The 21638-nt window shown below is 70.4% G+C and carries 17 protein-coding genes; 7 read left to right on the top strand and 10 right to left on the bottom strand.

Features of this window, described 5'->3' with window-relative positions; all coding sequences use genetic code 11:
- Positions 1-139 precede the first annotated feature (139 nt).
- Complete coding sequence (locus ABD747_RS06285) at positions 140-670, top strand: putative immunity protein (protein WP_344802486.1); 531 nt, start codon at positions 140-142, stop codon at positions 668-670.
- A 10-nt stretch (positions 671-680) separates the two neighbouring features.
- Here the strand turns inward: ABD747_RS06285 and ABD747_RS06280 are convergent, their stop codons facing one another.
- Entirely contained in the window at positions 681-1652 is a 972-nt protein-coding gene (locus ABD747_RS06280; RefSeq protein ID WP_344802484.1) for a GlxA family transcriptional regulator, read from the bottom strand.
- A 95-nt stretch (positions 1653-1747) separates the two neighbouring features.
- On the opposite strand from ABD747_RS06280, the gene ABD747_RS06275 reads away from it, so the two are divergent.
- Positions 1748-2971, top strand: a complete 1224-nt coding sequence (locus ABD747_RS06275) for an alpha/beta fold hydrolase (RefSeq protein WP_344802482.1) — start codon at positions 1748-1750, stop codon at positions 2969-2971.
- Positions 2972-3037: 66 nt separating this feature from the next.
- Here the strand turns inward: ABD747_RS06275 and ABD747_RS06270 are convergent, their stop codons facing one another.
- Positions 3038-3991: a sigma-70 family RNA polymerase sigma factor gene (locus ABD747_RS06270; protein ID WP_344802481.1), complete on the bottom strand. Its 954-nt coding sequence runs from the start codon at positions 3989-3991 to the stop codon at positions 3038-3040.
- A gap of 172 nt (positions 3992-4163) precedes the next feature.
- A complete protein-coding gene (locus ABD747_RS06265) occupies positions 4164-6329 on the bottom strand; it encodes a S9 family peptidase (RefSeq protein WP_344802479.1) in 2166 nt (721 codons plus the stop codon).
- 94 nt (positions 6330-6423) lie between these two features.
- On the opposite strand from ABD747_RS06265, the gene ABD747_RS06260 reads away from it, so the two are divergent.
- From ABD747_RS06260 to ABD747_RS06250, 3 genes are all read left to right on the top strand, one after another.
- Positions 6424-7899 (top strand): glutamate--cysteine ligase, encoded by a 1476-nt coding sequence (locus ABD747_RS06260; RefSeq protein ID WP_344802477.1) that lies wholly within the window; start codon positions 6424-6426, stop codon positions 7897-7899.
- 14 nt (positions 7900-7913) lie between these two features.
- Complete coding sequence (locus ABD747_RS06255) at positions 7914-8312, top strand: universal stress protein (protein WP_344802475.1); 399 nt, start codon at positions 7914-7916, stop codon at positions 8310-8312.
- 443 nt (positions 8313-8755) lie between these two features.
- Positions 8756-10129, top strand: a complete 1374-nt coding sequence (locus ABD747_RS06250; protein WP_344802473.1) for an RNA polymerase sigma factor — start codon at positions 8756-8758, stop codon at positions 10127-10129.
- Between the two features lie 33 nt (positions 10130-10162).
- Here the strand turns inward: ABD747_RS06250 and ABD747_RS06245 are convergent, their stop codons facing one another.
- The 5 genes from ABD747_RS06245 to ABD747_RS06225 form a co-directional block, all read right to left on the bottom strand.
- Entirely contained in the window at positions 10163-12232 is a 2070-nt protein-coding gene (locus ABD747_RS06245; RefSeq protein WP_344802471.1) for a YhgE/Pip domain-containing protein, read from the bottom strand.
- 2 nt (positions 12233-12234) lie between these two features.
- The gene (locus ABD747_RS06240; RefSeq protein ID WP_344802469.1) at positions 12235-12912 is read right to left on the bottom strand and encodes a P-loop NTPase family protein; all 678 of its coding nucleotides are present in this window, start codon (positions 12910-12912) and stop codon (positions 12235-12237) included.
- Complete coding sequence (locus ABD747_RS06235) at positions 12909-13496, bottom strand: TetR/AcrR family transcriptional regulator (RefSeq protein ID WP_344802467.1); 588 nt, start codon at positions 13494-13496, stop codon at positions 12909-12911. The genes ABD747_RS06240 and ABD747_RS06235 overlap by 4 nt, the downstream gene beginning before the upstream one ends.
- A gap of 87 nt (positions 13497-13583) precedes the next feature.
- Positions 13584-15179, bottom strand: coding sequence for a cellulase family glycosylhydrolase (locus ABD747_RS06230; protein ID WP_344802465.1), 1596 nt, complete (start codon positions 15177-15179; stop codon positions 13584-13586).
- Between the two features lie 100 nt (positions 15180-15279).
- Positions 15280-15480 (bottom strand): DUF7455 domain-containing protein, encoded by a 201-nt coding sequence (locus ABD747_RS06225; protein ID WP_344802463.1) that lies wholly within the window; start codon positions 15478-15480, stop codon positions 15280-15282.
- A 285-nt stretch (positions 15481-15765) separates the two neighbouring features.
- On the opposite strand from ABD747_RS06225, the gene ABD747_RS06220 reads away from it, so the two are divergent.
- Complete coding sequence (locus ABD747_RS06220; protein WP_344802461.1) at positions 15766-17904, top strand: DNA gyrase/topoisomerase IV subunit B; 2139 nt, start codon at positions 15766-15768, stop codon at positions 17902-17904.
- A 174-nt stretch (positions 17905-18078) separates the two neighbouring features.
- Complete coding sequence (locus ABD747_RS06215; RefSeq protein WP_344802459.1) at positions 18079-18636, top strand: TIGR03086 family metal-binding protein; 558 nt, start codon at positions 18079-18081, stop codon at positions 18634-18636.
- Between the two features lie 128 nt (positions 18637-18764).
- On the opposite strand, the gene ABD747_RS06210 is transcribed toward ABD747_RS06215, so the two are convergent.
- On the bottom strand, positions 18765-20123 hold the full coding sequence (locus ABD747_RS06210) for a flavin monoamine oxidase family protein (protein WP_344802457.1): 1359 nt from the start codon (positions 20121-20123) through the stop codon (positions 18765-18767).
- 47 nt (positions 20124-20170) lie between these two features.
- Positions 20171-21586: an NAD(P)/FAD-dependent oxidoreductase gene (locus ABD747_RS06205; protein WP_344802455.1), complete on the bottom strand. Its 1416-nt coding sequence runs from the start codon at positions 21584-21586 to the stop codon at positions 20171-20173.
- Positions 21587-21638: the final 52 nt, after the last annotated feature.

Raw genomic sequence — 21638 nt, 5'->3', positions numbered from 1 at the left:
TTGGCCACTGGAAGTACGGATCACGCTAACGTCGGCCGGATACAGCGCCGAAGCGTTTTTGTTTGATTCCGGCCTTGCGCGAGGCGGGCACCGAACCCGGCGGCAGGCGCGGCCGGGGTGCTCTGACCGGATCGAGGAGGTGGGGATCGTGATCCTGCCCGAGGTCCGCGACCCCCGGTTCGTGACGATCCGCCGCGGCGGAACGCTCACCGATGCCGACCATCACCTGCTGGCGCTCTGGGCGGCGGACTGTGCCGAGCACGTGCTGCCGCTGTTCGAGCGGGCCCGGCCGGACGACGACCGCCCCCGGCAGGCGATCGACAGCGCCCGCGCCTGGGTCCGCGGTGAGGTCCGGATGATGCAGGCCCGGGCGGCCGGCGGGCACGCCATGGGGGCGGCCCGCGACCTCCACGGGGCCGCGCGGCACGCCGCGTACGCGGCCGGTCAGGCCGCGGTCGTGGCTCACGTCGCGGCGCACGAGCTGGGTGCGGCTGCGTACGCGATCAAGGCTGCCCGGGCCGCGGCGCCGGCGCCGGAGAGCGCGTCCGCCGGCCGGGCCGAGTGCCGGTGGCAGCGCGCGCGGCTGCCGGAGCCGATCCGGGCGCTCGTGCTGGACGACCAGCGGCTGCGGAACGCCATCTGCTGGTCGGTGTTCGAGCCGGCCGGTTGACCAGAGCCCGTCAGCAGGGCGCGCCGAAGTGCTGGCGATGCTGCCCGGGGGTGGTGTCCAGCCGTCGCCGGAAGGTGCGATTCATGGTCTCGGGATTGCCGAAGCCGCACCGGCGGGCGATCTCGTCGATCGGTGCCTGGGTGGTCTCCAGCAACCGGCAGGCGGCCTCGGTCCGGACGGCCTCGACATGCTCCGCCGGCGTGCTGCCGGTCTCGGCCCTGAACACCCGGCTGAACTGGCGAGCCGAGAGGTGGGTTCGGTGGGCGAGCGCGCCGACGGTGAGATCGTCGCCGAGGTGATCGGGCAGCCACGCGACCAGGTCGCGGATCGGCTCGCTGTCGGCGTGCTGAGCCTCGAGCACCGTCGAGAACTGGGCCTGCCCGCCGGATCGGCGCAGGTACACCACGAGTTGACGAGCGACTCTGGCCGCGGCCTGCCGGCCGTGGTCGTCGGCGACCAGGGCAAGGGCGAGATCGATGCCGGCGGTCACTCCGGCTGAGGTCCACACGTTTCCGTCGCGAACGTAGATGGCGTCGCCGTCGACCGACACCCGCGGGTACGTCCGCCGCAACAGGTCGCACTCGGCCCAGTGAGTGGCGGCGCGGCGGCCGTCGAGCAGGCCCGCGGCGGCCAGCACGAACGCACCCGAGCACACCGACGCGACCCGCCGGGCGCCGCCCGCGAGGCGATTCACCTCCGACAGCAGGTCCCGGTCCGCGACCACCTCGGCCATGTCCCGGCCGCCGGCGACGATCAACGTGTCCGGCGGGGTGCGACACCCGGCGATGTCGAGGGTGGCGAAGGCGATGCCGCTGCTCGAGCCGACCATCCCGCCGCCGACACTGGCCACGGCGACCTCGTAGGCGACACCGCTCAGATATCGGGAAGCGGTGGAGAACACCTCGGCCGGACCGGTCACGTCGAGGATCTGGGCCGACTCGAAGGTGACCAGCATGACGCGCGCACTCACGGGCCGAGTCACGACCTCACTCTACGACGGCGTCATGGCCGAGATCGTCAAGGATGCGTCTTGTCCGACACTGGGGCGCCACGCGGCCGGAGAGCCAGGCTGGAGACATGTCTCCCACACCGCTCACCGCCACCGCGCTGCTCGCCGGATGTGCCGCCGCCGTCACGCTGGTGGTCGCACCGATCTTGCCGCCGGATCGGCACATTCTGACGGGGGCGGTCCTGATCGGCCTCGCGTCCGGCTGGGCCCTGCTGGTGATGCTGTTGGCCCGGTCGACCGGCCGGCCGCAGCGGTGGGCGGCGGCACCAGCCGCCTTCCTGCTGATGTCCGGGATCGTCTCGATGACGGGGTCTGCCGCCGTGCAGGCGGTGTTCGGGTGGGTTTGGCCGGCGGCGCTGCTGGTGCTGGTCGGCTGGATGGTCCCGCAGATCCGGCGCCAGGTGCCGAGCCGAGGTACGCGGTGGCTGCTCTATCCGGTCGTGGCCGCGCTGGCCCTGGCGGCGGCCGGCGCCGGTCACGAGGCGATCCTGGAGGCACGAGACGTCCGGGCCGATCTCGCGCCGGGACGGCTGGTCGACGTCGGCGGGCACCGGCTGCACCTGCACTGCACCGGCTCCGGTAGCCCGGCCGTCGTGCTGGAACCCGGCCTGGGCGGATCGTCGGCCGATCTGAGGTGGATCGCGCCGGTCGTCGCGCGCGACACCACGGTCTGTGTGTACGACCGCGCCGGTCGCGGCTGGAGCGATCCGCCGGACGGGCCCCAGGATGCCGACCAGATCGCGGCCGACCTGCACACCCTGCTGGCCGCCGCCGGGGTCGCCGGGCCCTTCGTGCTGGCCGGTCACTCCTTCGGTGGGCTGTACGTGTTGGACTTCGCCGCCCGGTTCCCCGAGCAGGTCGCCGGCCTGGTGCTGCTGGACTCGACCGCACCCCGATCCGGGCTCACCCGGCCGGCAACCGCCGAGCCACCGACCGCGATCCACCGCATCGCCGCGGTGGCACCGGCGCTCGCGCAGCTCGGGGCCGGATCGCAGTTGGCCAGCACCCTGCGGGAGTTCGTCGCGGGCTCCGCGTCCACCCGGCAGGCGTCGGCGCTGACGGACTTCGGCGACAAGCCGCTTCTGGTGCTGACCGCCGGCACCGGCCACGACGCGACCTGGCGGTCGGCCCAGGACCGTCTGGCCACCCTGTCGACCCATGCGGTCCACCGGGTCGCGCCGGGCGCAACCCACGAGTCCCTGGTCGATGATCGCGTCGACTCGGCCGCCGCGAGTCAGGCCGTGCGGGATGTCGTCGCCGCCGTGCGCGACCACCGGTCGTCGCTGCGGTAGCCGAAACGCCACGTGGGCGGCCCGGACGAATCCGGACCGCCCACGCCGGGGAGTGGGGAAGGTGGCTCAGGCGGCGAGAACCGACTGGCTCCGCAGCTTGGCGATCGCGTGCCGCTCGATCTGGCGGACCCGCTCCGCGGTGATGCCCCACAGCGCACCGATGTCGGAGAGCTTCGCCTGCCGACCGTCGATCAGGCCGTAGCGACGACGGACGACGTCCGCCGAGCGCTCGTCCAGCTGATCCAGCATGGCCTCCAGCCGGGCGTGCTCCTCGGCGTCCAGGAAGACCTCGTCCGGACCCGGCATCGGCTCCCGGGCGATCAGGTCGCCGAGCGCGGTGTCACCGCCCTCCTCGACCGGGGCGTCCAGGCTGACGTGATCGCGGCCGTAGCGCATCAGGTCGAGCACGCGGTCGGCCTCCAGACCCATCTCGTCGGCGATCTCGGTGATCTCCGGGTCGCGACCGAGCCGGCGCTCCAGGGTGCGACGGACCGCGCCGACCTGGTTGACCTGCTCGGCGACGTGCACCGGCAGCCGGACGATCCTGCCCTGCTGGGCGATCCCGCGGCTGATCGACTGCCGCACCCACCAGGTGCCATAGGTCGAGAACTTGAAGCCCTTGGTGTAGTCGAACTTCTCCACCGCCCTGATCAGGCCGGTGTTGCCCTCCTGGACCAGGTCCAGCAGCGGCATCTGGGACCGGCCGTACTTGCGGGCGACGGAGACCACCAGGCGCAGGTTGGCCGTGACGAACCGCTGCATCGCGCGCTCACCGTCGGCCACCAGGAACTCGAGTTCGTCGATGGTGGGGCGCTTCGCCTTCTTGCCCCGCTCGGCACTGGTCACCTCGCCGGACAGGATCTTGCTCGCATAGAGGCCGACCTCGATGGTCTTGGCCAGCTCGACCTCCTCCTCGGCGGTGAGCAGAGGAGTCTTGGCGATGCCGTCCAGGTAGAGCCCGACCGCATCCTTGCCATCAATACCGTCATTGACTCGCGAACGAGCCGAGATTGCTACCACGTTTCCCCTTTTCGTTGCCTTACACAGGTAGGAACGTAAACAGGGATGAAAAGGATTCCTCGCAGGCCCTGAAGATCCCCTGAGACCACCCAGGGTCTTCCCTGATTGCCCCGGTCAGGGCACTGTTCGGCGCCAGTTGCCGATTCGGATGCAGGATGTTACCCGATCGTCACTACCGGATCGCCTCGGGTGCGATCTGATCGATGATCCAAGCGTATTCGAAGGCGGTCTCTTTCCAGCTCTGGTATCGGCCGCTGACGCCGCCGTGGCCGGCCACCATCTCGGTCTTCAGCAGGATCGGCCGGTCGTCGCCGTTGCTCGCCAGCATGCGCAGTGCGGCGATCCACTTCGCCGGCTCGACGTAGAACACCCTGGTGTCGTTCAGGCTGGTGGTCGCCAGGATCGCGGGGTAGGCCATCGCCCGCACGTTCTCGTACGGGCTGTAGGACTTCATGTACGCATAGGCCTCGGGGTCGTGCAGCGGGTCGCCCCACTCCTCCCACTCGATCACCGTGAGCGGCAGCTCGGGATCCAGGATCGTGGTCAGCGCGTCCACGAACGGGACCTGGGCGTGGATCGCCCGGAACGCGTCCGGAGCCAGGTTCGCCACCGCGCCCATCAGCAGCCCGCCGGCGCTGCCCCCGCGGGCCGCCAACCGGTCCGACGAGGTGTACCCCTCGGCCACCAGCCAGCGGGCGCAGGCCACGAAATCGGTGAAGGTGTTCCGCTTGGCCAGCAGCTTGCCGTCCTCGTACCAGCCGCGACCGAGCTCGCCGCCGCCGCGGACGTGGGCGATCGCGAAGACGATGCCGCGATCGAGCAGCGACAGCCGGGGGATGGAGAAGCTCGGATCGATCGGGATCTCGTACGACCCGTAGCCGTAGAGCAGCGCGGGTGCCGAGCCGTCGCGGGCCACGTCCGCGCGCCGCACGATCGAGACCGGCACCTGCGTGCCGTCGTCGGCCCGGGCCCAGCCGCGCTCCTGGACGTAGTTCGCCGGGTCGTACGGCCCCCAGGTCGGATCGTCCAGCACCGGGGTCTGCTTGCGCAGCACGAGCTCGCCGGTGTCCAGTCCGTAGTCGTAGACCGATTCCGGGGTGACCATCGACTCGTAGCCGAGCCGCACGGTATCGGTGTCGTATTCCGCGCCGCCGATCGCGTCGACCAGATAGATCGGCTCGTCGAACGCGATGTCGGCACCCGGCCCGAACCCGGTGGCCGACTCGGCCGACCGCGGCAGCACGTGCAGCCCGGTCAGTCCGTCGCGGCGCAGCGACACGACCGCGTGCCGGGCGTACGCGTGCACGCCGACGATGCGGACGCCGGGGGTGTGCGGCACGACCGGGGACCACTGCTCGTGACCGGTCGCGTCCAGCGGCGCCCAGGCCAGCTCGAAGTCCAGCGCACCGTCGTTGTGCACGATCAGCAGCCGGTCGCCGGCCGGCTCCACCTCGTATTCCACCCCCTGCCGGCGCGGCGCCACGATCCGCGGCTCGCCCTCAGGATCGTCCACGCTGAGCAGCCGAGCCTCCGAGGTCACCTTGCTGCCCGCGCCGAACACGATCCAGCGCCGGTCGCGGCTGGTCTCGACGCCGAGCCAGAACCGCTCGTCGTCCTCGGTCAGCACCACCGCATCGGCGTCCGGGTCGGTGCCGAGCGCGTGCCGGAGCACGACGTAGGGACGCCAGGCCTCGTCGGCCCGGGTGTAGAACAGGTAGCCGTCGCCGGCCCAGGCGACGCCGTACGCGGTGTCCTCGATCACATCCGGCAGCGGTGCGCCGGTGGTCAGGTCCTTCACCCGGAGGGTGAACCGCTCGGCACCACTGGTGTCGGTGGAGTAGGCGAGCAGGTCCCCGTTCGGCGAGACCGCGAACGCCCCGATCGAGAAGAAGTCGGTGCCGGCGGCCTCCACGTTGCCGTCCAGCAGCACCTCCTCCCCGGCGATCTCGCCGGAGACCTCCGGCGGCGTACGCTCGCCCGCGGCGGCGGCGGCCCGGCAGTAGATCGGGTATTCCGCACCTTCGACCGTGCGGACGTAGTACCAGAACGCGCGGCCGTCCCCGTCCGATCCGGAACTGTGGCTGCGATACGTCGGCACGCTCAGGTCGGTTTCCTGGGTGCGGGCCTTGATCTCACCGAAGATCGCGTCGGCCAGCTCGCGCAGGTGCGCGGTGCGCCGCTCGGTCCAGCTGTTCTCCGCGCCGAGGTAGTCGATCACCGCCGGGTCCTGCTTGGACCGCAGCCACTCGTACGGGTCGACGAAGGTGTCGCCGTGGTGCATCCGCTCGACCGGGCGGCGTTCGGCGATGGGCGGCGTGGTCGCGTCATGGCTGGACATCGGGGGTCATCCTAGGAAACGCCGCCGACACTGCGTGCCCGGGACCGATCGGCCCGGGTGTCCGACCGGGTCGGAATGGGACAGGATAGGCGCCATGGGCGAGAAGGTTGAGGCGGGGCCGTTCACCCGCGAGGATCGGACCCGGCACCGGCAGAAGGTCCGCACCGGGCTGGACGCGCTGGCACGGATGCTGACCCAGTCGACGTTCGACTTCGACCGGCCGATGACCGGCCTGGAGATCGAGCTCAACCTGGTCGACACCGACTGCGAGCCGGCGATGCGCAACGCCGAGGTGCTCGAGGTGATCGCCGACCCCCAGTTCGTCACCGAGCTGGGCAAGTTCAACATCGAGATCAACGTCGCCCCGCGCGCGCTGTCCGACAACGGGCTGAGCTCGTTCGAGGAGTCGGTCCGGACGGCGCTGAACCACGCGGAGGAGCGGGCCTCCGGGATCGGCTGCCAGCTGGCCATGGTCGGCATCCTGCCCACGCTGCGACCCGAGCACGTGACCCTGGCCAGCGTCAGCGAGAACGCGCGCTACTCGTTGCTGGACGAACAGATCTTCGCCGCGCGCGGCGAAGATCTGGAGATCAGCATCGACGGGGTCGAGCGGCTGCACATGATCTCCGACACGATCATGCCGGAGGCGGCCTGCACCTCGACCCAGGTCCACCTCCAGGTCAGCCCCGACGACTTCGCCCCGTACTGGAACGCGGCCCAGGCCATCGCCGGCATCCAGGTCGCGGTCGGCGCCAACTCGCCGTACCTGTTCGGCAAGGAACTCGTTGCGGAGTCTCGGATCCCGCTGTTCGAGCAGACCACCGACACCCGCTCCGAGGAGTTCAAGGCCCAGGGCGTACGTCCGCGGGTGTGGTTCGGCGAGCGCTGGATCACCTCGATCTTCGACCTGTTCGAGGAGAACTCGCTCTATTTTCCGGCCCTGCTGCCGATCATCAGCGACGAGGACCCGATCGCGGTGCTGGATGCCGGTGGGGTGCCCAAGCTGGAGGAGCTCCGGCTGCACAACGGCACGATCTATCGCTGGAACCGCCCGGTCTACGACATCAGCGGCGGCCAGCCGCACCTGCGGGTGGAGAACCGGGTGCTGCCGGCCGGACCGACCGTGGTCGACGTGATGGCCAACACCGCCTTCTTCGCCGGTCTGGTGCGGGCGCTGGCCAGCGAGGACCGGCCGATCTGGACCCAGATGTCGTTCCAGGCGGCCACCGACAACTTCTATTCGGGCGTCCGCCGGGGCATCGACGCCGACGTGTACTGGCCACGGGTCGGACAGGTGCCGGTCACCGAGCTGGTGATCCGTAAGCTCCTACCAATGGCGGCGACCGGCCTGGGCCTATGGGGTGTCCCGGAGGCCGAAACCGGCCGTCTACTAGGCATCATCGAGTCTCGCTGTCTGCGTGCAGCCAACGGTGCAACGTGGCAGACTGCGGAGGTATCCAGGCGGGAAGCGGCGGGGGAGTCACGCGACGAAGCGCTGCGCGGGATGCTCGCCACCTATCTGGAGCTGATGCACACCAACGAACCCGCTCACAGCTGGGAGACGATCTGATGGCGGAAACGATCGTGGACACTGCACCCGAGATTCCCACGGCACCTGCCACGTCGACGATCGTGGTCGGCTACTCCTCCAAGCCGGAGGGCCGGGCGGCGCTGCAGCGGGCGGTGACCGAGGCGAAGCTCCGCGGCAGCTCGCTGATCGTGGTCCACACCTCCTCCTCCGAGGAACTGGACGACCTGTCCACCGAGCTGGCCGGCTCCGGCGTGCCGTACGAGATCCAGGCGACGTCCGACGCCCTCGACCCGGCCGAGGAGCTGATCGCGGCGGCCAGCACCAGCGCCGCCGAATTCATCGTGATCGGCCTGCGCAAGCGGTCACCGGTCGGCAAGCTGCTGCTCGGCAGCAACGCCCAGCGCGTGCTGCTCGACGCCGCCTGCCCGGTGCTCGCGGTCAAGCCCTCCTGATTTCTGAGCCCGGCATCTCCTGAGCCCGGCATCTCCTGAGCGCGGCTTTTTCGAGCACGGCGGCGCTGGCCCCGGACGGCGCCACGCCCTCACCGCATCTTCGCTCGTGTTCCACCTGCTTCGCGCGTCTCGCTTCACGAGCGAGGTGGGTGTACAGCGAGCGAAGATGCCGGCTCGGGGGCGGGGAGACGCGCCGAGCGCCCGCAAACCACCTGAGACTCTACGCCTCGATGGCTGAGGAAGCTTCAGAATTCGGCGGGTGCGCGTACGGTGGATCGCGGTAAGGCGCCCGTCCGACCACGCCGTCTCACGATCCGATCGTCCAACTCGGACAGGATTCGGGGTCGATTTGGGGTTCCGTGCCAGAATACGGGTAGGAGCACCTATTGACATCCGATGGGCGCCGCCTGCCCGAAAAACGAGCGTTCCTGAGAGGCTGCTGAGTGACACCCCCCTCGAGAGTTCATGCGTCCGCGACAGCCCAGCCCGCCGGCGAAAGCACCGCTCGCGTCGCTACGGCCAAGAAGCCGGCCCGCAAGGCCGCCGCCCGATCCAGCAAGCGCGGCACTGCCGAGAAGGACTCGCTGGAGCTGGTGGGGGACCAGGCCAAGAAGACCACCGATGACGAGTCGGCCGACTCCGACCTCGAGGCCACGGAGGCCGATGCGCCGGAGGACCTGGCCGAGGAGGAGATCGACCTCGAGGCCGAGGTCGTGGTCGACGTCGAGAGCGAAGAGGTCGTCGTCACCGTCGGCAAGAAGCGAACCCTGGACGACGTCGACGAGTCGACGTTCGAGCCGGCCGAGGAGGCCAAGCTCGAGGGCGAGCTGACCGAGGACGAGGGCTTCACCCTCTCCGAGGCCGACGACGCCGACGAGCCCGAGCAGCAGGTGATGGCGGCCGGTGCGACCGCCGACCCGGTCAAGGACTACCTGAAGCAGATCGGCAAGGTCGCGCTGCTGAACGCGGAGCAGGAGGTCGAGCTCGCCAAGCGGATCGAGGCCGGCCTGTTCGCCGACGAGAAGCTGAACGACGAGACCGCCACCATCAAGGGCGACGAGCTCGAGGACTTCGAGTGGATCGCCGAGGACGGCCGGCGGGCCAAGAATCACCTGCTCGAGGCGAACCTCCGGCTCGTGGTCAGCCTGGCCAAGCGCTACACCGGCCGCGGCATGCTGTTCCTGGACCTGATCCAGGAGGGCAACCTCGGCCTGATCCGGGCGGTCGAGAAGTTCGACTACACCAAGGGCTACAAGTTCTCGACGTATGCCACCTGGTGGATCCGGCAGGCGATCACCCGCGCGATGGCCGACCAGGCCCGCACCATCCGGATCCCGGTGCACATGGTCGAGGTGATCAACAAGCTGGCCCGGGTGCAGCGGCAGATGCTGCAGGACCTCGGTCGCGAGCCCACCCCGGAAGAGCTCGCCCGCGAGCTCGACATGACTCCGGAGAAGGTCGTCGAGGTGCAGAAGTACGGCCGCGAGCCGATCTCGCTGCACACCCCGCTCGGCGAGGACGGCGACTCCGAGTTCGGCGACCTGATCGAGGACTCCGAGGCGGTCGTGCCGGCCGACGCGGTCAGCTTCACCCTGCTGCAGGAGCAGCTGCACGACGTCCTCGACACGCTGTCCGAGCGTGAGGCCGGCGTGGTCTCGATGCGCTTCGGGCTGACCGACGGCCAGCCGAAGACGCTCGACGAGATCGGCAAGGTCTACGGCGTCACCCGCGAGCGGATCCGGCAGATCGAGTCCAAGACGATGTCGAAGCTGCGTCACCCGTCGCGGTCCCAGGTGCTCCGCGACTACCTGGACTGAACCGATCCCGACCCCGTCCTGACGGGCGGGGTCTCACGGGCTGACCAGCGGCGGGTGCAGGTCGCGATGGCCGAATTGCTGGCGCCGTCGCACGACTAGCACGCCGAGCAGCAGGGCCAGCGCGGTGCCCACCAGGAGGATGGCCGCGTCCCGGGCCAGGTGGCCCGGTTCGCCGCCGGAGATCACGATCCGGTAGGCGTCGATCAGGTAGGTCATCGGCATGAACGGTGCGATGGCCTGGAAGAACGCCGGCAGGATCGGTGCCGGGTACGTTCCGCCGGCCGAGGTCAGCTGCAGGATCAGCCAAACCAGCAGGATCGACGAGCCGGGCGTGCCGAGTGCGGACCGCAGCAGATGCGCGATCGCGGAGAAGCACAGCGCACCGAGCGCCGTCATCCCGATGATCATCAGCGGGTGCACCGGGGCGAGGCCGAGGAACAGCCAGACCACGCCGAGCATCAGCAGCGCGCCGAGCACCGCGAAGATCCCGATCGGTAGCCAGCCGGTGAGTGCCAGCCGCCAGGGCCGGGCGCGCCCGGCGAGCGCCCGGCCACTGATCGGCCGGACGACGAGGAACACCGAGATCCCGAACACCCAGATGGCGATCGAGAAGAACATCGGCGCCAGCCCCCGGCCGTAGACTCCGGCCGGGTTGTCGACGTGCATCGTCACCTCGGCGGGGGAGGACAGCACCTGGACCGCGTCGTCCTGCTGATCCTGGCTGAGCACCGGGATCCGTTTCACCGCGGCCGCGAGCTTGTCGTGCAGTTCCTTCGCGCCGGCGGCGAGCTTCGTGGTGCCGGCGTGCAGGGCATCCGCCCCGCTGCTCAGCTGGGTGAGCCCGGAGTGCAGCGTGTCGGCACCGGTGGCCACCTTGTCCGCCCCGGCCGAGGCATCGGAGATGCCGCCGGACAGCTTCTTCGCACCGCTGGCGACCTGATGAGCGCCGTCGTTGAGCGCGACGAGCTTGTCCTTCGCCTGAGCGACCGGCGTGCTGAGGTCGCCGGTGGCCTGGACCTTCTGGTTGATCGCGTGCACGTCGCCGGCTGCGTCACGGGCGGTGTCGGCGATCTCGTCGGATCGCGCTGCGGCGCTGTCGACGCGGGCTTGAACCCGCTTGAAGTTCTCGTCGTCGGCGAGCTCGGGATTGTCCTTCTTCAGTTGCTCGAGCGCGGCCGACGCCGCCGAGAGGTCGGCGCTCACGGAGCCGGAGCGGTCGGCGAGCCCGGCGGTCACGTCGTCCAGCGCGTTGCCGGCCTCCTTGGCGTGGCTCTGGATCTGCGGCAGCTTCTTCTGCAGGTCGGTCAGCACCGGGACGACGGTGTCGTCGAGCTGCTGGGTCCCGTCGGCCACCTTGCCGGCGCCGGTGGCCAGGTCGGCCGATCCCGACTTCAGCGTACGAAGTCCGGCGCCCAGGTCCTGTGCGCCGCCGGCCAGCGTGGCCGAGCCGGACGCCGCGGACTTCGCACCGTCGGCCAGCTTGGCCGCGCCGTCGTCCGCCGAGCTGGCTCCGTCGCTCAACCGACCCGCTCCCTCGGCCGCGTCCTGGAGGCCGGACCTGATGGTCGTGAGGTTTGCGAAGACGGCGTCGAAATAGCTCGCCACCGCGGACTCGTCCACCGCTCGGGCGATGCTGTCCTGGGCCCGCGCCGTGATCGAGCCGATCACGAAGCCGTTCGCGTCGTTGCGGCGCAGCATGATCTGGGCCCGCTGCGGGTCCTTCCCGGCGCCGCTGATCAGGTGCGCGGAGAACGACTCGGGCACGGTGATCGCGAGGTAGTAGTCGCCATCGCGCAGCCCGCGCAGCGCCTCGTCTTCGTCGACCACCGCGTACCCGAAGTCCTTCTCGGCGATCAGGTTGTCGACGAAGTCCTGGCCGGCGTGCACCTGCTTGCCGTCGTACGTCACGGGCTGGTCCTCGTTCACCACCGCGACCGGCAGCCGGTCGAGCCGGCCGTACGGGTCCCAGTTGGCGGTCAGATAGATCGCGCCGTAGAGCAGGGGGATGATCAGTACGAAGACCAGGGCGACCTTCGGCAGCGGGCCGCGGAACCGGCGGAGCTCATAGCGGGCGAGCCGGGAGGCGGGGACGGGCAGACGCACGATCAGTCCTTCGGTGCCGTGACGGAGTCGGGGCGGGTCAGGTCGAGCCGCGCGAGATCGGCGGGCAGCGCGGCGGTCTCGGTGGTGCCGAAGGCGATCGCGGTGTCGAGGGTGGCACAGATCGTGCGCAGGGCCTCGAACAGCCGCTGCTGGTCGGCCAGATCGATCCGGGCGTCGGCATCGTCCAGCAGCACCAACCGAGCCGGTCGCAGGGTCGCCAGCACGACCGCCAGCACGGTCTGCTCGAGCGCGGGCAGGTCGTCCACCAGCGCTTGACGGGGGAAGGCGACGCCGAGCGTCGACTCGAGCCGGCCGAACCCGACCTCGGCCCGCTGCGGCGCGACCGCGTCGATCAGCGCACGCTCGGTGATGCACTCGGCGACCCGGAGGCGGCTCTCCAGCCGGACCAGGTCGGCGATCCGGGCGACCGACGTGATCGCACGGACCTCGGCCGGACGCCGGATCGCGTCGATCCCGGCCACGGACAGCCGACCGGTCAGCCCGCGCATCCGCCCGCCGACCGCGAGCAGCACAGACGAGCGGCCGGAGCCGGCCGGACCGGTCACCGCCACCGGACCGAGACCGGGCCAGGTGAAGTGCAGATCGGCGAAGACCGGACCCTGCTTGGTGCGCAGGCTCAGCCCGTCGGCGACCACCAGCGGCTCGCGCTCGTCGGTCACCGCAGGCCTCCGATCAGCTGCGCCAGGCAGCGTTCGATCAGCTCGCGCGGCATCGCGGCGGGTGCCGCGGCGTGCTCCAGCGCCAGCCCGTTCGCAACGGTGAGCAGCAGGGTCGCGGCGACGGCGAAGTCGGTGTCCGGCGGCAGCGTGAGCCGCTCGGCGTTGTCCCGCAGCTGCCGCTCCAGATCGCCGCGGAGCCGCGACCGCAGCTCGCCGTAGGCAGCGCGTACGCCCTCGTCGTGCGCGGCCAGGCCGCGGAACTCGACCCAGAGCTCGGGCCATGCCGACGAGCCGGTGAGCTGATCGGCCAGGGCCCGGGCGCCGAGATCGATCGAGTCGGTCGCGCTCAGCGTGCCGATCACCGAGGCCGCGATCGCCTCGATGTGCGCCGCGCAGACCGCGCTGAGCAACTCCGGCTTGCCGCCGAAGTTGGAGTACACGGCGCCCTTGGTGAACCCGGCGGCAGCCGCGATCTCGCTCAGGCTGCTGCGGACGTAGCCGTGGGCGAGAAAGGCGTGCTCAGCGGCGGCGAGAATGCCGGCTCGAACGGTTTCCCGCGGCGGGCGCGTGCTGGTGACGGTCATCGGACTCCCTTCGATACCGATGGTATCGAAGTCTCCGACAATTCGATACCCGGGGTATCGAGACCCGGCGCGCGCTACTACTCGACGTTAGTTCAGCGTGAGCGACGGATTCGTCGGTGCCGGGCCGGGGGAGTTGACCTGGAGCCCGACGTACACGGTCTGGCCGGCGGTGATGGATGCCGCCCAGTCGGCGCCGTCACAGCTGATCACGCCGCCGGCCACCGCGCAGCGCAGGCCCCAGCTGTTGGCGATCGACGTTGCCGCCGGATCCGGCCAGCTCACCCGCCAGCCGTTGCGCGCCGTCGTCGAGCCCACCTGCAGCTGGGCGACGTAGCCACCGTTCCAGGACGAGCTCAGCTGCCAGCTGGCGGACGTCGAGCCGGGGGCGGTCGGCGCGGTCGAGGGGGAGGACGGCTGGCTCGGGGTCGGCGTCGGGATCAGAGAGGGCGTCGGGGTCGGGGAGTGCGTGGGTGTCGGATTCGGCGACACGGGCGGGGTGGGCACGGGCCCGGACGGTGCCGGCGACGGGCTGCCCGTCGACGTGCCGCCGCCCAGCAGCGGCGCCAGCGCGGCCAGCTTCTCGCGCTGCGGGGTCGTCCAGTCGTCCGCGACGAGGCCGCCGGTGTCGCCGCTGTTGGGGTTGAAGGACCAGTAGGCGAAGCTCATCCGGTTCGCCCCGAGATAGTCGACCAGCCGCCCGAGCCAGGCCCGGTCGGCGTCGGTCTGCAGCTTCGTCCCGAACTCGCCCAGCAGCACCGGCGCGATCTGGTCGCGCGCCAGGTAGCCCCAGTTCGCGGTCCAGACGTCGTCCAGGTTGGCCGGGTATCGAGGGTCGGCGAACCAGCTGTGCGGATAGATCGAGGCAGGGTAGTCGTGTGGGGAGTAGACCAGCCGGTGCTCGACGTCGAGCCGGATCGGGTGGGTCCGGGCGTCGGCCAGGCCGCCGCCCCACCAGGTGCCTCCAGCCCTCTGCTGCTCGACCCCCTCGACCAGGATCAGCAGCCGCGGGTTGACCGCCAGCACGGCGTTGCCCGCCCGGGTGGCCGCGGCCGCCCAGTCCCGGGACGGATCGCCGCAGCCCAAGCAGGCCCGGCCGTGGGGCTCGTTGTGGAGGTCGGCCCCGATCACCGTCGGATCGTCGGCGTAACGGCGGGCCAACGCCTGCCAGTCGGCGATCCAGCGCTGCTCCGACCAGGCCGAGGTGTACCACAGCTCCGACTGCGAGCCGGAGTCCGGCCGGTGCCGGTCGAGGACGACCCGCAGCCCGTGCCGGCGGGCGCCGGCGACGACCGCGTCCATCACCTGCAGCGGGGTCTCGCCCACCAGGTCCGGGTTCAACCTGCCGTCGATCCCGCTGACCGGCTGCTGCGAGGCCAGGCACTCGTTGCTGAACGGGAGCCGGATCGTGTTGAAGCCGAACGAGGCGATCTGGGCCAGGCCGGCGTCCAGGCCGATCTGCCACAGCCCGTGCGGGGCGCAGTTCGGCGTCTCCAGACCGAACCAGTTGACGCCCTTGACGACGTACGTCCGGTCCTGGTCGTCGACGATCCGGCCGCCGTCGGTGTGCAGCCAGCCGGAGCCGGTGGGTCCGGCCTGGGCCGGGATCGCGCTCACGCCGAGCATGCCGAGCAGCAGGCCGACGAGCAGGCCGAGCGCGGCGAGCGGGCGGAAGGGACGAGACACTCGGTCATCGTACGGACCGGGCGAGAACGACGAGGCCCTCCGGAGAAAGTCCGGAGGGCCTCGCGACGGAGAAGATCGGCAGTTGCTGCGGTCGAACCGCTCAGGTGATCTTCTCGGTTTCGTCGTGGATCTTCAGCGCGACCTGCTTGAGCTTGTCGGCGTGCTCCTTGCCGTGGTGGGCGCAGAAGAGGAGCTCGAACCCGCTGGCCATGGTGACACGGACGTACGCCTGTGCTCCGCAACGATCGCATCGATCGGCCGCACTCAGGGCTGCGGCGTCCTTGATGACACTGGTGCTCACGATGGCCTCACTTTCGTTTGGTCGATCTTCATCCGTTCTGAGTCGAACATGCGACCCGGAGATACCGGATCCCACACTGCTACTAAACAACGATCTTGGGGTCGATTGTTCCGGTTCGACATCTCGGGTGCATGTCTCTTGTGTAACGACAACGGTGAGGTCGTCGTTCGATCGTTGTGATCTTGGCCACGCCGCGGTCGGCAGGCCGAGCTCGGTGACTCATTCCGGTGCTGGAGGCGCCCTTGCTCTCCAGTACTGGATACGCTACCCAATCGAGCAAGGCGCATGCGCCCGTGTTCGCTGCCCGAATCCGCGGCCGGGCAGGCCTGCGGCGGTAATCTGCACAGCGTGCCGACGCCGAAGCCCGCCAACGAGTCCCGCGAGTACGAGGCCCGGCACCTGCTGGTCCTCGAGGGGCTGGAGGCGGTCCGCAAACGACCGGCGATGTACATCGGCTCGACCGACACCCGCGGCCTGATGCATTGCCTGTGGGAGATCATCGACAACGCCGTGGACGAGGCGCTCGGTGGCTTCGGCACCCGGATCGACGTGACGCTCGCCAAGGACGGCTCGATCAGCGTGCTCGACCGGGCCCGCGGCATCCCGGTGGACATCGAGCCGCGGACCGGCTTGTCCGGCGTGGAGGTCGTCTTCACCAAGCTGCACGCCGGCGGCAAGTTCGGCGGCGGGTCGTACAACGCGACCGGCGGTCTGCACGGCGTCGGCTCATCGGTGGTGAACGCGCTGTCGTCCCGGCTCGATGTCGAGGTCGACCGCAACGGGGCAACCTGGGCGATGTCGTTCCGCCGCGGCGAGCCGGGGACGTACGACGGTCCCGGGCCGCGCGCGAAGTTCACGCCCGGCAGTGGGCTGCGCAAGGTCGGCCGGGTCGGCAAGGGGGTGACCGGGACCCGGGTGACGTACTGGCCGGACCGACAGATCTTCCTGCCGGACGCCCAGCTGTCGCTCGCCGACCTGCAGGCGCGGGCCAGGCAGACCAGCTTCCTGGTGCCCGGTCTGGCCATCTCGGTGACCGACGCGCGGACCGCCGAGGTCACGGAGGAGACGTTCCTGCACGAGGGTGGGATCACCGAGTTCGTGGACTATCTGGCCACCGACGAACCGGTCACCGATGTGCTCCGGCTGCAGGGGCAGGACCGGTTCACCGAGACCGTGCCGATGCTCGACGACGACGGGCACATGACCCCGACGGATGTGGATCGCGATCTCGACGTGGACATCGCGGTCCGCTGGGGGAACGGATACGACCATCACGTCCAGTCCTTCGTGAACATCATCGCCACGCCGAAGGGCGGCACCCACGTCGCCGGTTTCGAACGGGCTCTGACCAGGTCGTTCACCTCGGCGCTCGAAGGCACCCGGCTGCTCAAGGCGGGCGAGGAGGTGGTCAAGGACGACGTCTTGGAGGGGATGACGGCGGTCGTCACCGTCCGGCTGGCCGAGCCGCAGTTCGAGGGCCAGACCAAGGAGGTGCTGGGCACCCCGGCGGTCTCCCGGCTGGTCACCAGGATCGTGGACCGCGAGCTGACCGCGTTCCTCACCTCGTCCAAGGCGGCCGTCAAGGCGCAGGCCCGGCAGGTGATGGAGAAGGTGGTCGGGGCGTCCCGGGCCCGGGTCGCGGCGCGCCAGCACCGGGAGGCCCAGCGCCGCAAGAACGCGCTGGAGTCCTCCTCGCTGCCGCCGAAGCTGGCCGACTGCCGGAGCACCGACGTTGACCGGACCGAGCTGTTCATCGTCGAGGGCGACTCGGCCATGGGCACCGCGAAACTGGCCCGCAACTCCGAGTTCCAGGCGCTGCTGCCGATCCGCGGCAAGATCCTGAACGTCCAGAAGGCCTCGATCGGCGACATGCTGAAGAACGCCGAGTGCGCCGCGATCATCCAGGTGATCGGAGCCGGCTCCGGACGGACCTTCGAGGTCGAGGCGGCCCGCTACGGCAAGATCATCTTCATGGCGGACGCCGACTCCGACGGCGCTCACATCCGGACGCTGCTGCTGACCTTGATGTTCCGCTACATGCGGCCGATGGTGCAGGCCGGCCGGGTGTTCTCGGCGGTGCCGCCGCTGCACCGGTTCGAGCTGACCAACCCGCGCAAGGGGCAGGACAAGTACATCTACACGTACTCCGACGCCGAGTACCAGCGCAAGGCCGCCGAGCTGACCAAGAAGGGCTGGGGTTTCAAGGAGCCGCAACGCTACAAGGGGCTGGGGGAGATGGACGCCTCCCAGCTGGCGGAGACCACGATGGACCCGCGGCACCGCACGCTTCGCCGGGTGACCGTCGACGACGGCCTGCTCGCCGAGACCACCTTCGAGATGCTGATGGGCAACGACGTGGGCCCGCGCAAGGAGTTCATCGTGGACGGTGCGTACGCCCTGGACGAGGCCGCGATCGACGCCTGAGCGCTACCGACGAACCCGAAAATCCGCACCTCGATGCTTGCGTCGGGGGTCGGCTCAGCCTGGACGATGCGCGTTCAGGGCGGCGAGGGTCGGATTCTCGGGCGCAGTGCCGGTGAGTTCGGCACCCGCCGACGGTCGGTACGCATCGAGCAGTCTTCGGAGAGGAGTCCTCTGGTGTACGACCTGGCGCCCGCGACGCAGGAGATGAGCCGACTGGTGTCCGCGGTCGGCGACGACCAGCTGACCCGGCCCACGCCGTGTTCCGACTGGACCGTGGCCGCCCTTCTTGCGCACATCCACCAGTTCGCGACCGTGTTCACCGACAATGCACGCAAGCAACCGACCCGGCCGCCGCAGCGCCTCGTCGACGACTGGCGGGCGGCGATCCCGCGGCAGCTCGGCGAGCTGGCCGACGCCTGGGCCGTGGAGTCGGCCTGGCAGGGCAAGACCTCGGCCGGCGGGATCGAGATGGACGCCGCCGACAACGCGCTGGTCGCCGTCGAGGAGCTGACCGTGCACGGCTGGGACCTGGCGAGCGCGACGGGCCAGCCGATCGACGTCCGCGACGACACGCTCGACCAGGTGGATCGGTTCTTCGAGCGATTCGCCGGCCCGATCGAGTCAGGCCAGGGACCGTTCGGTCCTGTCGCCGAGGCGCCGGCGGACGCCGACCGGCTGGCCCGGACGGTCGCCCGCACCGGTCGCGATCCGCGCTGGTCTCCGTCGCAGTGAGGGCTGGGGCCGAGCGCCCTTCGACAAAGCCTGTCCTGAGCTTGTCCAAGGGCTCAGGGCACGTCGCGCTTCGACAAAGCCTGTCCTGAGCTTGTCGAAGGGCTCAGGGCACGTCGAGTGACCGCCCGTCAGAGGTCGGCGAGGCACTCCGCGGCCGCCCGCCGCCCGGCCTCGACGGCGCCCTCCATGTAGCCGGCCCAGGCGTTCGCCGTCTCGGTCGCCGCCCACTTGATCGGACCGATCGGCGCCGACAGTGCGGAGCCGAAGTGGATCAGCCCGCACGGCCCGGTGTTGGCGTTGTAGCACCCCCGGGTCCACTGCCGGCTCGCCCACTCGCCCTCCACGATCCGGACCGGGGCGGCGGCCCGCGGTCCGAAGTGCCGACCGAGCTCGTCGCGCAACGCGGCGGCCCGTTGCTCGGCGGGCCAGCGTCCGGCCACCCGGGCCGACTCGCCCTCCAGGAAGCACAGGATGATCCCCGGCCCGGCCGATGCGTCCGGCAGGCAGGAGTCGTTCGACATCCGAGCGGGCCCGATCTCGGAGATCAGCTGCGCGTTCAGTCCCTCGTCACGCCAGAACGGCTCGTCGTACAGCACGAAGGACTTGTGTGCCGACGCCTGCGGCATCCGCTGGGTGAGCTGGTCGCGGACGCCGGGCAGCGGCGGGTCGTACATGATCCGCCCGGCCAGCGTCGGCGCGAGCGCCACGATCACCTGCCGGCCGACCGCGCTGAACCCGCCGCGGCAGCCGACCACGACCCGATCGGCCGAGTGGTCGATGGTCAGCACGGGGGAGTTCAGCACGATCCGGTCGCCGAGGGTCTCCGCGAGCCGCTGTGGGATCAGCGACGTACCGCCGACGAACCGCTTGGTCTGGGCACCGCCCTCGGATTCGGCCAGCAGCTCGGCGGTCACCCCGCAGACCGCGATGTTCTGCAGCAGGCAGAGCAGCGACACCTCAACCGTCGGCATCGCGAGGATCCCTACCGTGCAGATCTCCTGCAGTGTCCGTGCCACCGGCCCGAGCCCCTGGCCGTCCAGCCACTGACCAACGGTGATCCGGTCCCACTCGTCGGCCCGCGGTGCCGTCCAGGGAGCCTCGACTGGAACGGTTTCGGCCATCCGGTCCAGCTCGCGCAACACCCGTTCCAGACCCGCCAGCTCGTCGGCGTACTTCGCGTGGAACGCCTCTCCGCGCAGCACCTCACCCGCGAACTCGTACGTCGTCTCGCCGTCCTCGAACTGGTCGTAGATGCCGACCCCCAGCTCGCCGGCCAGCGCCTCCATCCGGTGGTGGGTGTCGCCGATCCACTGGGCACCGAGCTCGAGCGGGACGCCGTCCACGTCCTCGGTGAGGATCCGGCCGCCGACCCGGTCGTCGGCCTCCACCACCAACGGCTCGTGCCCCGCGTCGAGCACCGCGCGCGCCGCGGCCAGCCCGGACAGTCCCGCCCCGACGACGATCACGTCGGCCTCGCGTGCCACCACACCTACCTCCTCCGACGAGCCCTACCTGCCTCGAGGGGCACGATGCGCTACGACTCGAACCCCAGCCCCACCTTGTCCAGCGCCCGCAGCCACAGGTTGCGCCGCCCACCGTTCCGGTCGGCTCGGTCGATCGCCCGCCGGGTGAGCTGGATGCCGGCATAGCGGAACGGTTCCGGCGGGAACGGCAGCGGCTTGCTGCGCACCATCTCCAGCCGGCTCCGCTCGTTGTCCGCACCGTCCAGCAGGTCGAGCATCACCCGGGCGCCGAATCGGCTGGCCCCCACCCCGAGCCCGGTGTAGCCCGCGGCATAGGCCAGCCGCCCGCCGTACGCCTTGCCCCAGAACGTCGTGAACCGGCTGCAGGTGTCGATCACCCCGCCCCAGCGGTGGCTGAAGCGCAGCCCCTCCAGCTGGGGAAAGGTGTCGAAGAACTGCTCGGCGAGCGCCGCGAAGGTGTCCAGCCGCTGGTCGTGCTCGGCGCGGATCTGGTTGCCGAAGTGATAGATCACGTCGTACCCGCCCCACAGGATCCGGTTGTCCGCGGTGAGCCGGTAGTAGTGGAACTGGTTGCCGAGATCGGCCAGGCCCTGCCGGCCCTCCCAGCCGATCGACCGGCGCTGCTCCGCCGACAGCGGTTCGGTGACCAGCGCATAGTCGTACACCGGCACGATGTAGTTGCCCAGCCGGCGCAACAGGCCGGTGAACGCGTTCGTCGCCAGCGCGACCTGTCCGGCGCGGACCGTGCCGAACGGGCAACGCAGCCTCAGGCCGTCGCCGTCGGTGGCGATCGAGCTGACCTCGGTGTGCTCGAAGACCCGCACCCCGAGCTCCTGGCAGGCCCGCCCCAGCCCGCGGGCCAGCTTGGCGGGGTGGACCAGCGCGACGCCGTCGGCGTCCCACCGGCTGCCGAGGTACGTCGGCGAGTGGACCAGTGCCTGGGTCTGTTCCCGGTCGAGCAGGACCGGGTCGCTGCCGTGCTCGGCGAGCAGCCCGGCGAACGCGCGCAGGTCCTCCAGCTGCCAGTCCTCGACCGCGATGTCCAGCTCGCCGGTGCGCTCGAACTCCGCGTCGATCCGGTGCCGGGTGATGGTGTCGGCGATGCCGTCGAGGTTCTCCCGGCCGAGCCGTTCCAGGGTGGCGAACTCGTCGGGGAACCGGTCGATCCCGTTGGCCTCGCCATGGGTCAGGCTGGACGCGCAAAAGCCGCCGTTCCGGCCGGACGCGGCCCAGCCGATGGTCCGCGCCTCGACCAGCACGACATCGCGGTCGGGATCGTCCTCCTTGGCCTGGAGCGCGGTCCACAATCCGGTGTAGCCGCCGCCGACCACCACCAGGTCCGCCTCGACCGCTCCGGTCAGCGCGGGCAGTAGCGGCTCCGCGGGAAGATCGTCGAGCCAGAAGACCGCCGGCTCGGCTTCGGCCAGCGATAGCATCGCGCGCGACGTCCAGCGGCCGGTCGGCATGATCGAGACTGTATCGTCGGCGACTTTTGCCGTAAATGGATGTCGTGCGGTC

Origin of the sequence: Microlunatus ginsengisoli (assembly GCF_039537205.1) — a bacterium.
Taxonomy (GTDB): domain Bacteria; phylum Actinomycetota; class Actinomycetes; order Propionibacteriales; family Propionibacteriaceae; genus Microlunatus; species Microlunatus ginsengisoli.
Note: the sequence above shows the minus strand (reverse complement) of the source record. Positions and strands in the feature narration are given on the sequence as shown.